Annotated in this window: 12 protein-coding genes; 2 read left to right on the top strand and 10 right to left on the bottom strand. The window is 32.6% G+C overall.

What is annotated here, in order from left to right; genetic code table 11:
• The first annotated feature begins 11 nt into the window (after nt 1–11).
• Nucleotides 12–968, top strand: a complete 957-nt coding sequence (gene uvsE / locus EP747_RS09530) for a UV DNA damage repair endonuclease UvsE (RefSeq protein ID WP_129689667.1) — start codon at nt 12–14, stop codon at nt 966–968.
• Between the two features lie 198 nt (nt 969–1166).
• A complete protein-coding gene (locus EP747_RS09525; RefSeq protein ID WP_129689666.1) occupies nt 1167–1535 on the top strand; it encodes a YybH family protein in 369 nt (122 codons plus the stop codon).
• Between the two features lie 194 nt (nt 1536–1729).
• On the opposite strand, the gene EP747_RS09520 is transcribed toward EP747_RS09525, so the two are convergent.
• From EP747_RS09520 to speE, 10 genes are all read right to left on the bottom strand, one after another.
• On the bottom strand, nt 1730–2665 hold the full coding sequence (locus EP747_RS09520; protein ID WP_129689665.1) for an anti-sigma factor domain-containing protein: 936 nt from the start codon (nt 2663–2665) through the stop codon (nt 1730–1732).
• A gap of 2 nt (nt 2666–2667) precedes the next feature.
• Nucleotides 2668–3396 (bottom strand): RNA polymerase sigma-I factor, encoded by a 729-nt coding sequence (gene sigI, locus EP747_RS09515; protein WP_235832809.1) that lies wholly within the window; start codon nt 3394–3396, stop codon nt 2668–2670.
• Nucleotides 3397–3579: 183 nt separating this feature from the next.
• The gene (locus tag EP747_RS09510; protein ID WP_129689664.1) at nt 3580–4818 is read right to left on the bottom strand and encodes a DUF5667 domain-containing protein; all 1239 of its coding nucleotides are present in this window, start codon (nt 4816–4818) and stop codon (nt 3580–3582) included.
• Nucleotides 4819–5095: 277 nt separating this feature from the next.
• Nucleotides 5096–6766, bottom strand: a complete 1671-nt coding sequence (argS, locus tag EP747_RS09505) for an arginine--tRNA ligase (RefSeq protein WP_129689663.1) — start codon at nt 6764–6766, stop codon at nt 5096–5098.
• A complete protein-coding gene (locus EP747_RS09500) occupies nt 6763–7200 on the bottom strand; it encodes a DUF1934 domain-containing protein (protein ID WP_165346951.1) in 438 nt (145 codons plus the stop codon). Before EP747_RS09500 ends, argS begins: the two co-directional genes overlap by 4 nt.
• A 785-nt stretch (nt 7201–7985) precedes the next feature.
• Nucleotides 7986–9212: an MFS transporter gene (locus EP747_RS09495; RefSeq protein WP_129689662.1), complete on the bottom strand. Its 1227-nt coding sequence runs from the start codon at nt 9210–9212 to the stop codon at nt 7986–7988.
• A gap of 23 nt (nt 9213–9235) precedes the next feature.
• Nucleotides 9236–9658: a MerR family transcriptional regulator gene (locus EP747_RS09490; protein ID WP_129689661.1), complete on the bottom strand. Its 423-nt coding sequence runs from the start codon at nt 9656–9658 to the stop codon at nt 9236–9238.
• A 280-nt stretch (nt 9659–9938) separates the two neighbouring features.
• A complete protein-coding gene (locus EP747_RS09485) occupies nt 9939–11060 on the bottom strand; it encodes a PepSY-associated TM helix domain-containing protein (protein WP_129689660.1) in 1122 nt (373 codons plus the stop codon).
• A gap of 185 nt (nt 11061–11245) precedes the next feature.
• Complete coding sequence (gene speB, locus EP747_RS09480) at nt 11246–12118, bottom strand: agmatinase (protein WP_069033703.1); 873 nt, start codon at nt 12116–12118, stop codon at nt 11246–11248.
• A 12-nt stretch (nt 12119–12130) separates the two neighbouring features.
• Complete coding sequence (speE, locus tag EP747_RS09475; RefSeq protein ID WP_025671010.1) at nt 12131–12958, bottom strand: spermidine synthase; 828 nt, start codon at nt 12956–12958, stop codon at nt 12131–12133.
• Nucleotides 12959–12965 lie beyond the last annotated feature (7 nt).

Below are 12965 nucleotides of genomic sequence, written 5' to 3'. Positions count from 1 at the left end.
GTGAACAAAATATGATCATTCGATTTGGATATGTATCACATGCATTATCATTATATAATTGTTCACCTGCAAAAACTCTTACATTTACACGTTATAAAGCCCTTGATAGAAACGAACGTTTAGAGAAATTAATGTATGTTACATCGCAAAATATCGAAAATACGTATAGAGCACTTCATTATAATGTGGGACAACAAATTCCCTTATATAGAATGTCCTCATCAATGGTCCCTTTGGCGACTCATCCAGATGTTGAATTTGATTATATAAATATTTTTCACAAACAATTTAAAGAAATAGGTGATTTTATCAAAAAGCATGAATTAAGAGTTAGTTTTCATCCTAATCAATTCACGCTTTTTACAAGTGATAAACCCCATATAACTGATAATGCTGTGATTGATATGGAGTATCATTATAAAGTTCTTGAAGCAATGGGTATTGCAGACAAAAGCGTCATTAATATACACATCGGGGGCGCCTATGGAAATAAAGAACTTGCTATCCAGCGTTTTTATGAAAATATAAAAAAGCTCCCTACTCATATCAAAAAACAAATGACTCTAGAAAATGACGATAAAACGTATAATACCACTGAAACACTAATGGTTTGTAAAAATGAAGGTATTCCACTCGTATTTGACTATCATCATCATATGGCAAACTTATGTGAAGAGCCGTTAGAGAAATTATTACCCCTTATATTCTCTACTTGGGAGCATATATATTTGAAGCCTAAAATTCATATTTCATCTCCGAAATCCGATAAAGAGTTTAGAGCGCATTCAGATTTAATTGACCTTGATTTTATTAAGCCTTTTTTTGACATGGTCAGATCAATTGGAAGTGATATCGATATAATGATTGAATCGAAAAAAAAGGATTTAGCTCTATTGCAATTAATGGAAGATATGACGAAATGGAGAGGTTATAAGCGAATAAGTGGTGGTATGATCGAAGTTACTTAAGTTGAGTACTAAAGAAGCATTTAAAAAGTTCAATTATTACTAACGTAGCCCTTAAGGAAGTTTAACTTACCTTGAGGGTTTATTTTATTTAGCAATGGCTTTAAAATAACTGATTAATATGGAATAGTAATGATATGATAGTTTATAGATATTCACCTACAAGTCTTACTTAAACTTTACTATAAAGGTGGTTTGTAAATGAACTATCAAAATGCGCTACAACAATACATAAAAGCAACAAATACACATGATTTTAATCAAGTAAAAAATTTTATTCACAAGGATGCCATTTATTGGTTTTCAGACAAAACCTGTACTTCTTTACTAGAAATTCAGCAGTATTTTGAAAATGCATGGAATGTAATTCAGGATGAAGTTTATACAGCTACAAATGTAAAGTGGTTAACTACCGATCAAAATTCTGCAACATGTACTTATCAATTTCGATATGAAGGCTATTTGAAAGGGAACTTTGTAGTTGGTCATGGTAGAGCTACCAATGTATTTAAAAAGAATGAACTTGGTGAATGGAAGGTTATTCATGAGCATTTGAGCGGCATTTCCTAAGCCTTTACTCTTTTATGAGTGTTAAGTATGTTATTAGTATAAAAAACGCTCAGATTATTAATCTGAGCGTTTTTCACTGCTATTTTACTAGCCATTAATGTGCTTGTTCTCGTTTCCATTGTTTTTATAACGAGTATTGCACCCATGACATCCTTCATTATTTATATTTTTTCGTTGATTTTTATTACTTCTTCTTATTTCGCGGTCATTATTATAGTCATTTTTTTTTTTTTATCTTGATGCTTTTCATAGTTGTTATATTGTTTCTTTTGATTTTGATTCGATGATTCATGATGTTCATCCGTATTTCTATGACTCCATTGACGCTGCTTATTTCCCCAGTGTTCATCTTGGTGACTATCATTCTTAGTTTCTTTTGAATGACCATTATCATTATTTTTGTCTTTTTCGATTGAAGGTGACTTTAAAATAGATTTATCCTTGTAATTGGTCTCGCCTTTTGTCACTTTCGTTGAATTAGAATTAAAACTTTTTTCTTGTTTATTTTGACTTTGATTTTGATTTTCAATTTTAACCTTTGGCTGATCTAGTTCCTTAGAATTTGGGATATTAATATGATTATTACTTTCTTGAATATCCTTTAATTCATGATTTAGCTCACTTTGTTTATTTTCAAATTCTTTTCTCATCTCACCAGTTAAGTTGATTGTTTCATCTGGGTCAATTACCTTAGATTTCTCCATTTCACCAACTAAATCATCCATAACTAAATGTAGGGGCTCATGTTTCCAGTTATCCATTTTATTGATCACTTGTTTACCTTGTTCATTGTGACCCTTTAATGCAATGACCTTTAACTGTTTGTCCAATATTAATGATACCTTTGCTTCTGAATCAATTGTAACCTTTCCTGCTGCCAATGCTTCATTGTTGTTCAAATTTACAAATATAAAAGAAAAAAGAATTAATCCACTAGCGATTATGACAGGTATCAATTTAGGGATGCTCATTTTTATTTTTTTATTTAAAATGATTGCATTGCTGGGGAACTGAATTTCTTCACCAATCGAATAGGATGACAATAATTTTTTACATTTTAAGTATTCTCCGTTAGCAGTTAGTACAACTACGGAAGAATGATTAACTTTTAATACAATACCATTGTTCATCTTCAGTTCCCCCTTTTTAAATAGTTTTTTAAATAAATATACTCATTGACGCTAATTATACTCATGGCAATTATATATTTTCTATGTTTTTCGAGCGATTTTCGGCTTATATTAACTTTAGTTTCTAGTATTTTCATCGGTAATTTTTTCTTTTTATATAGAAAAGTTAGCATTTCTTCATCAGATGTAATAATGTCTACAACTGAAAAAATATGCTCCCTTGTATCTTCATGTTTAGGTGAAACCTCTACTAAAGTTTCTAATGAAATTCCAAATTGTTTAAGCATCTCACTAAAATGAATAATTTCTTCTTTACGGTTTATTTCATCAAAGTTCTTTATATAAGAGCTATACACATGGTCATCATATTGTTTATGTATATCATCTGAATCGGATTGATCTGAAGTCAACGATTGGTATTTAGATTCCTTCCGAAAAAAATCGATTAATTCCCGTTTTATAATCAATTTAGCAAAAGATAGAAATGAAGCTCCTTTTTTATATGAATATAGTTTAATAGCTTCATGAAATGCATTTAAACCGATACTAAATTCATCTTCTTGATTAGAAATATATCTTCCACAAATAGTAGAAACAGTTTTGTTTATAAAAGGAGTATATTGAACTATAAAATCATCTAGTTCTTTTGATGAAGACTGTTGTATTGTTAATACAATATCTTCAATTTTTTCTTTTCTTTTATAAAGCGTCTGAAAAATTGTAAGTAACAAGACCCGATCTCCTTTCAAAAGAGGATTGCTTAGCCATTAAAACTTAAAGGCGCCTCCACTCATTATATAATCAAATGAATGTATGAGGCACCATTTTAATTTAATCGGTTAAACTTAAGCATATCGCATCTTATGAAATGTTTCATATGATTTTATTGAAAGGTGAATGGAAATAATTACTTATTAATTTTTACCATGTCCATTTCCATGGTTTTCACCTTGGTTATTTGAATTCTCATTTTTTTTCCACTCTTGCTTTTCATTTCCCTTATGGTTTCCACGATTTTCATGTTCACCTTGATTTCTATGGTTTGTACCATTTTCGTGTTTTACTTCATGTTTTTCTTCTTTTTCAACTTTTACTTTTTTTACTTTAACTGGTTTTACTTCTTTTGACTTATGTTGGTGCTCTTCCTTATGCTCTACTTTTACAGGTTTTGTAGCAACTTCAGTAGAATCATCTTTGTCATCATTTTCACCTTGATCATCTTCATTAACATTTTTTACGTCTGTGTCATTTACGTCTTCAATTTTAGTTACTGTTGTAATAACTTCTGGAGTAGCTGACTGATCTGTAGTTGCATCAGGGTATTGAACTGTAATAATTGGTTTTAGAGCTGTTGAATCCTGTTCTGTATGTTTTAAGACTTTCTCTAATCTTTCAGATATTTTGTTAAAGCTCTTTTCAATATTTTTAGCAATCGCAGCTTTTGCTTTTGGATTTTTAACTTGATCTAAAACATTTGCCAGTACAAGTAGGTTGTTATTTAAATGATGTTGGATTTTTGCAATTTCTTTTTGCTCTTTTGTTAATTTTTGTTTTTCATGTTTTTCAACATGTTCTTTTTCTGTTTCAGCTTTTTCTTGATCTTCTTTATCAGTTTCTTGTTTGTCTGTTTCTTGTTTGTCTGTCTCAGCTTTATCTTGATCTTCTGTTTCTTGTTTATCTGTTTCAGCTTTTTCTTGATCTTCTTTTTCTACTTCAGTTGAATCATCTGTAGGTTTTGTAGTAACAGAATCTTCTGTTGTTTTTTCTGAAGTCGTTGGTTCAGTAACAGTTGGTAGTTTACCGTCAAGTTGGCCTTGAGCATTTTCCATCTGACCTAAAGCTTCTTTTATTGTTTCTTTTGCTAAATCTTCTTTGCCTTCTTTTATTAATTCTCTTGCTTCATGAATACGCTCTTGTGCGAATTGTGCTAAAAGTTCTGCTTCTTTAACTTTGTCTGTTGTTAGTAACAGTTGAATTTTTTCTACAGTTGTTTTTACAAAGTAGAAGAAATCTCCTTTAACTAATGCAGGTGCTTCTTCCTTTTTGTCAGTTGTTGAAACTGTATCATTTTCAGCAGCAAGTACTGAACTTGAGAATCCTAACTGAGATAATAATAATGCTGTTGCAGTTGTATGTACTAATAACTTTTTCATGAATTTTTTCCCCTTTGTATAAATTTCTTATTTATTCTCACTATAACTATTCGCAAAGAATTTCATTTTTTAGGGGGTCATTTTAAATAAATTTTAAAAAATTAATAAAAAAATGGTGAAACTTGTTTTCTTTCCCTATTTACCGACAAATTCTTATAAATTAACAAACAAAAATATTACAAAATTATACTTTTGAAAAATTAATTGTTTGTACTTTATCTAACAAAAAAAGTACCATATCCAAAATTGGGATATGGTACTTTCACTAATTTACTTCTTACATTTTTTCTGGTGCAGAAACTCCAACTAAAGCTAATGCATTTTGTAATGTAACTTGAACTGCTTTCATTAAAGCCAATCTAGCTGTTGATTTTTCAACATTTTCAGCATCTAACACTTTTTCTGCATTATAAAAGCTGTGGAATGTACCCGCTAATTCAAACACATAGTTTGTAATATGATGAGGAGTACGTTTTGAAGCAGCTAATGAAACCGCTGCTGGGAATTCTCCTAGTTTCTTTAATAACTCATATTCTTTTTCAGACGAAACAAGGCTGTAATCAGCTTCTCCATTGTAAACAATACCCATTTCTTCTCCTTGACGAAGAATACTACATACACGAGCGTGAGCGTATTGTGAATAATACACAGGGTTTTCATTTGATTTAGAAACAGCTAAGTCCATGTCAAAGTCTAAATGTGAGTCACAACCACGCATTGCAAAGAAGTAACGTGTCGCATCAATACCTACTTCTTCCATTAGATCACGTAGAGTTACTGCTTTACCTGTACGTTTACTCATTTTTACTTTTTGACCGTCTTGATATAACTGAACCATTTGGATTATTTCTACTTCTAGCGTATCAGCATTATATCCTAATGCTTGAATTGCTGCTTTCATTCGAGGAATGTAACCGTGATGGTCTGCTCCAAGAATATCAATTAGTTTATCTGCTCCGCGACTAAGTTTATCTCGGTGATAAGCGATATCCGGCGTTAAATAAGTATAAGAGCCATCGCTTTTAATTAGTACACGGTTTTTATCATCTCCATATGTTGTAGAACGGAACCAAGTCGCACCTTCTTCTTCATATGTTTCACCACGTTGATTTAAATCATCAAGAGCTTCTAATACTTTGCCATTTTCATATAATGAAGTTTCTGAATACCAAACATCAAAGTCTACTCTGAAATTACGTAGATCTCGTTGTAGTTTTTCCATTTCTAGTTTTAAACCATATTCACGGAAGAATTTGTAGCGAGTATCTTCTGGTTCATTCATATAACGGTCACCGAATTCAGCAGCTAATGTTTTACCAATCTCAATAATATCTGCACCATGGTAGCCATCCGCAGGCATTTCTTTATCCATTCCAAGAGCTTGCATATAACGAGCTTCTACTGATAATGCTAAATTATTAATTTGGTTCCCAGCATCGTTAATATAATATTCGCGAGTTACTTCATAACCTGCTTTGTCTAAAATATTACATAGTGAATCTCCAAACGCTGCTCCACGTGCATGACCTAAATGTAAATCTCCAGTCGGATTCGCTGAAACAAACTCAACTAAAATCTTTTCACCGTTACCAAAGTTTGTTTGGCCATATTCATTTCCTGATTTAATAATTGTTGGGATTAAATCAGTTAGGTAACTATTATCCATATAAAAATTGATGAAACCTGGTCCTGCAATTTCTACTTTTTGAATGCTTGCCTTACTTTGGTCAAAAGAATTAATTAGCTCCTCTGCAATCATTCTAGGAGCCTTTTTAGCAACACGTGCTAATTGCATCGCCATATTTGTTGAAAAATCTCCGTGCGCTTTATCTTTTGGTGTTTCTAATACGACTTGTGGTAATTGTTCCTCTGTTGCTAATCCTGCTTTTAATACAGCAGCTTCGATTTCATTTTTCAAACGACTTTTTACTTGTTCTAATGTATTCATATCGTTGCCTCCTTAATTGATACTGTAATGTTATACGACCCAGCATTTTCATCACCCACGAATAACTTATATCCTAATTGAAGTACTCCTTTTAAAGGTCCTTCAGATACTAGAAATTGTAGTTTCTTTGTATATGCCTTAGTTTGAAATACTCCTAATTCATTTGAGAAAGTACCTTCAGTTGTTTCATTTACTCGGTATTGATGGCGCATCATAACTCCGCCATTACGAATAATTGTTACTTCCCCTTTACCTATTTTCATAGTAGCCTTTACTTTTCGGTCCTCATGATTTTCATCAAACAATAAATATGAAACATCATCTTTTTTATAGTATAAGCCATTTGCTTGAAAACTGATTTTATCGCGCCCGTGTGGATCTTTTATCAATGTCTCAAAATCAATTGAGACAGGTATGCCTTGTTGTCCTTTCACTTTTACACGTCCTTTTCTCCCAATGAACGTAACGAATCACATCCAAAAATCATCTTTTCCCATTTTAGCATAATCTAATAAAAAAAATAAAATAGGTAAGAAAAAAATTGTGAAAAATATTCATTAAAATGAACGAAATAATAGTTCTATCTCAAAAGTTGAAGTACTTTCTTGTTTCTAAAAGATTTCATAGAGATTTTTTGTATAAAGTCCGTAGCTTTGTTCTTTATAACGATGTCTTTCATTCATAAAATTTGTGGGAGCGATCTAATAAGCATTCATTAAGATGTAATTACCATTTTCAATTGTCCATAAACTAACAAAACAACCTTGCCAGTAAGGAGGATTTTTGTTTTCAATTGAAAACCGTTTGTGAGACAATAAAGAACATATGATGAATTAAAGGGGACTTTATGAAAACAATCGCACAACTATCTTCTAGCAAACTATTTTTCATTGGACTAGGGATTGGAATCATTTCGTTATCGAGTATTTTTCTCATTTATTTGTACGTCTTTTTCGTTCCATTCGTTGTGGGACTCATCTTGTGGTTCATTTTCAAACGGAAAGCGATCATGTTCGGCAGTTTTACAGCTGCACTAATCGGGTTACTCGCACTGATCGGCTTCATCGTTTATTTGTCGTTGTTCGGTCATTTTGGACCATAATAAACAGCTCGTAAAGGGCTGTTTATTGTTTTTTCATATTCAAAAAAACACAAAACCCGCCAGGAATGCGTAATTCCTAGCGGGTTTTCACCAATTATCGAGAAATACCCGATAATATTAATGTGCAGATTCTGCTTTATCAATATGAATTAAATGCTTTTTATTAATAAACAAGAAAAGTACCGATAGTAATACAAAACATCCACCTACATAGAAAGGTACATGTGGATTATACCATTCAGCCAGTTTACCTGCTAAATATGGTGCAATTGCTCCACCAAGGAAACGTAAAAAGCTATATGCAGCTGATGCTGTTGAACGTTCAACTGGAGCTGCTTGCATTACTGCTGTTGTAATTAATGTGTTGTTATTACCTAAAAATGCACCAGCAATTATTACACATACAATAATGACACTACTTGTATCTGTTCCAATTCCCATAACGATAAGTGTGATAGCGAAAAGAGTTAACATAGCATACATCGATTTAAGTGTACCGAATTTTTTTTGTAATTTCGGTGCCATAAATACAGATGTAATTGCTAATAAAAGTCCCCAACCTAAGAAAACGAATCCTAAACCATGTTCCTTTAATCCCATAAAGAATGGTGAGAATGCTAATAAAGTAAAGAATCCAAAATTATATAAAAATGCTGTAATACCTAATGTTAATAAAGATCTATGTTTAAGGGCACGGAATGGATCAAGAAATGACGCTTTTTTCGTATTTTGTGTTATAGGTGTTTTTGGCATCATAAAGGATAGAGATAAAAATGCTATTACCATTAAGCAAGCAACGCCGAAAAATGGACCTCTCCAAGAGATCGAACCTAATTCTCCACCTAACAGTGGACCAACTGATATACCAAGACCAATCGCAGTTTCATATAAAATGATTGATTGTGCAACACCTGATCTAGATAATGAAACAATTGCCGATAATGCAGTCGCAACGAATAGTGCGTTACCTAGTCCCCAACCTCCACGTAACCATACTAATTCCCATATACTGCTTGAATTTCCTCCGAGACCTGCGAAAACTGCAATAATTAGTATGCCTAAAAGTAGTGTCCATTTAATTCCGATACGTGAAGAAATAAAACCTGTTATTAACATCGCGATTGCCATTACTAAATTGTAACTTGTAAAAAGAAGCGTTACATCACTTTTAGAAGCATGCATCTTTTCAGCGATTGCTGGTAAGATTGGGTCAACTAAACCAATTCCCATAAATGCGATAATACATGCAAAACCAACAGCCCAAATAGCTTTTGGTTGATTCAAAAGACCTGACTTTTGATTTACATTTGTCTTTTGATTTTTACTTTTTGCCAAGTTTGACATGTTTCAACCATCTCCTATATTATTTATTGTTCTAATGCTTTACGCACCCTCTGATACATCTCGTTCATTTCATCTCGAATGTCGTTCATTTTTTTAAGCTTTTCATCAATCATTTTTAATTGTTGAGCGAGTACTTCTTCAGCTCCTAATAGACTTTTCTTTCTTTCATCTTCATTCATCTTTTCCTTGTTTTCTCTATATTGCAATCGGAATTCTTCAAACGCCTCACTGATTGCCATATACTCCTGAACCTCCTGCAAAGAAAAACCAAGAACATCACGAACATTCATTATTTTCTTTAAACGTTCGATATGAAGATCTGAATAAAGTCGAAATCCTCCTTCACTTCTTTCAGGCGGAGAGATTAGACCGATTTCTTCATAATAACGAATCGAACGTTTTGTTAACCCACATTCTTTTGCTACTTCATCTATCTTGTAGAGCAAATCATTTCCTCCTTTCGAAATGAATTTATCTTTTTTATATCACTTATCTATCTTACTCCTAATATATCGTTAACGTCAACGTTAACTTTGTGCATTTTTCTATTTTTATCTTTCTACAAAATTGTTGTTTTACTATAAAAACTGTACAAATAATCATATTTGATACCTATTCAAAAAACCCGAAAGATAAATACGGCTTTTAGCGTACTTTCTTTCGGGTTCTAACAAATGATTCAACTGATGTCGTTAAATCCTACTTCCATATAAAATTTTGTTCATCTTAAGCTGTTTGCTGTAATTTTCTCATTTTTTTAACTTTGTTTTTTCGTTTTAACGCCCACATTGTAATCCCAGTTATCCCTAAACCAAGTGGAGCTATTCCAACTAAGGCATAAATTGTTTTTACGAACACACCACCAAAAGTTCCTCTATGCAAACTTTCTCGCCAAACAAAAAATTTATCATAGGCTGTTTCAGTATTTTTTGAAAAAGTTCCTAAATGCTTTCCAGAAAATTGATCGAAGAATTCGCTTGTATTTCCTTTACCTTCAGGGTCGTAACTGCCATCACTTAATTGGGCTTCTATAACACCTTCTTTATCCGATGGAAGTCTCAACTTGTATAGCTCACCTTCCGGGTGTAATTTATTAATTTGGGCAACTATCGTATCCAGTCTTATTTGATGTTTACCATTATCAACAGATCTAAGTTCTTCAGGGTAATTTGATGTAAATTTCAATTTCAAAGATTCTTCAATCTTTTCTTGGAATGGAAATAGCATTCCTGTAATTGCTACAACAAGTAAAAATGGTAAAGTAATAACCCCTATGAAATTATGTAATGATAGATTTTTTGCCATTTGACTTTTATTCAATTTAATTTTTAGGCTTTTAAACATTCGTTTAATGCCTGGATACCATAAATAAATACCTGTAATAAGAATTAAAATAAATGCAATTGCAACGATACCAATAATTATTTCACCAATATCATCTAATAATAAATGTGTGTGTAACTCTTTAACAAAAGAAACGATTGATTTCTCTCTATCAAAATTGCCTAATAATTTGCCATTGCTAGGATCTACATATGCATCAATTTCATTATGTCCTTTTGACATACTTGCATGATATACATCAGATAACTTGGAAGGCACATCCATCCTCGAAATTTGAAAACCTTTGTAATGTGCAAGGAAAATCTTTTCTGCTTCTTTAATTCCAACATTTCTTTCACTACTTGCTGGCTTAAAATACTGTGGGTTTAATATATGCTCAATCTGATTCCCAAACACCAATACACTACCCGTTGCACAAACAGCAATAATAAAAAGGCCAAAAACTAAGCTGCACACCAAGTGTAGAGTTAAAATAAATTTCCTTACCCCTTTTTTCATTTTCATCTTCCCCCATAATTTGATAACAATAATCGTTCTCAATTATAAAGGTAATGATTATCATTATCAATAACGTTTTTACATTTTTAGTAAAATTTTACTTAAATAGTTTCAAGTGTTTCACTTTCAAATTCAATATAAAAAGGCGATTCTCGTCCTAATGAACGAAAAATCGCCTTTTACAAATCTTTTTATTTAACCCAACCTAATAAGATTTCACGAATAAATTTACTTGCCGCAACTTGAGTTTGCTCTGCATGATCGTAAACTGGAGCTACTTCTACTAAGTCTGCCCCAACAACGTTTATATCACTGTTTGCGATTGCTAAGATGCTATCAAGCATTTCTTTTGATGTAATACCACCTGCTTCAAGTGTTCCTGTTCCAGGAGCATGTGCAGGATCTAATACATCGATATCAATCGTTACATATACTGGACGTCCAGCTAGCGTTGGAAGTACTTTCTTTAACGGCTCAAGCACTTCGAATTTGAATAAATTCATTCCAACTTCTTTAGCCCACTCAAATTCTTCCTTCATACCCGAACGAATTCCAAATGAATAAACATTTTTTGGTCCAATTAAATCACAAACTTTTTTAATTGGTGTTGAGTGAGATAATGGCTCACCTTCATATGAATCACGTAAATCAGTATGAGCATCAAAATGAATAATGGCTAAATCTGGGTATTTCTTGTACATAGCTTTCATTACCGGCCATGATACAAGATGCTCCCCACCCATTCCTAGAGGAAATTTACCTTCAGCTAATAAGCCGTCAATATAATCTTCAATCATATCAAGGCTTCTTTGAGCATTACCAAATGGTAATGGAATATCCCCTGCGTCAAAATACTTAACTTCTTCTAGTTCTTTATCTTGATATGGACTATATTCCTCTAATCCAATTGAAACTTCACGAATACGCGCAGGACCAAAACGAGAACCTGGTCTGAAACTTACAGTCCAATCCATAGGCATACCATAAATAACTGCTTTACTTTCTTCAAAGCTTGGATGACTCTTTATGAATACATTTCCAGAATAAGCTTCATCAAAACGCATAATAAAGCCCCCTTATTTAGTAAGATCAGCTACAAATTTTGGTAATACGAACGCTGCTTTGTGTAGCTCTTTTGTATAATATTTTGTCTCAATATCGAAGAAACGATTCTCTTCTACTTCAAGTGGATCATGTTTTTTCGAACCGATTGTAAATGTCCACATTCCACTTGGATATGTTGGAATATTTGCAATGTATAAACGAGTGATTGGGAAGATTTCTCTTACATCACGTTGAACTTGTGTGATTAACTCTGGCGTAAACCATGGGTTGTCCGTTTGAGCTACAAAAATACCATCTTCTTTTAACGCTTTAGAGATACCAGCATAGAAGCCTTTTGTAAATAAGTTAACTGCAGGACCAACTGGTTCAGTTGAGTCTACCATAATTACGTCGTATACATTTTCACTATTTGCAATATGCATAAATCCATCGTCTACTTTTACTTCTACACGTGGGTCTTCTAATTTTCCTGCAATTTCAGGTAAGTATATTTTAGAGTATTCAATTACTTTTCCATCGATTTCAACTAGAGTTGCTTTCTTTACGCTTGGGTGTTTTAATACTTCGCGAATAACACCACCGTCACCGCCACCTACAACTAATACGTTTTCAGGATTTGGGTGTGTGAATAAAGGTACATGCGCAACCATTTCGTGGTAAACGAACTCATCTTTTTGAGTTGTCATAACCATACCATCTAAAATAAGCATGTTTCCGAACTCTTCTGTCTCTACCATGTCAAGCTTTTGAAACTCAGTTTGCTCTGTATGTAAAGTTTTATTAATTTTAGCAGTAATTCCAAAGTTTTTTGTTTGTTTTTCAGTAAACCATAATTCCATTTAATGC

The sequence above is a fragment of the Gottfriedia acidiceleris genome (assembly GCF_004138285.1).
Classification (GTDB): Bacteria; Bacillota; Bacilli; order Bacillales; family Bacillaceae_G; genus Gottfriedia; species Gottfriedia acidiceleris_A.
Note: the sequence above shows the minus strand (reverse complement) of the source record. Positions and strands in the feature narration are given on the sequence as shown.

Bases quoted from the DNA above. Each gene is read 5' to 3' on its own strand.
- uvsE (WP_129689667.1), top strand. From the start codon at position 12: ATGATCATTCGATTTGGATATGTATCACATGCATTATCATTATATAAT.
- EP747_RS09525 (WP_129689666.1), top strand. From the start codon at position 1,167: ATGAACTATCAAAATGCGCTACAACAATACATAAAAGCAACAAATACA.
- EP747_RS09520 (WP_129689665.1), bottom strand. From the start codon at position 2,665: ATGAACAATGGTATTGTATTAAAAGTTAATCATTCTTCCGTAGTTGTA.
- EP747_RS09510 (WP_129689664.1), bottom strand. From the start codon at position 4,818: ATGAAAAAGTTATTAGTACATACAACTGCAACAGCATTATTATTATCT.
- argS (WP_129689663.1), bottom strand. From the start codon at position 6,766: ATGAATACATTAGAACAAGTAAAAAGTCGTTTGAAAAATGAAATCGAA.
- EP747_RS09495 (WP_129689662.1), bottom strand. From the start codon at position 9,212: ATGTCAAACTTGGCAAAAAGTAAAAATCAAAAGACAAATGTAAATCAA.
- EP747_RS09485 (WP_129689660.1), bottom strand. From the start codon at position 11,060: ATGAAAATGAAAAAAGGGGTAAGGAAATTTATTTTAACTCTACACTTG.
- speB (WP_069033703.1), bottom strand. From the start codon at position 12,118: ATGCGTTTTGATGAAGCTTATTCTGGAAATGTATTCATAAAGAGTCAT.
- speE (WP_025671010.1), bottom strand. From the start codon at position 12,958: ATGGAATTATGGTTTACTGAAAAACAAACAAAAAACTTTGGAATTACT.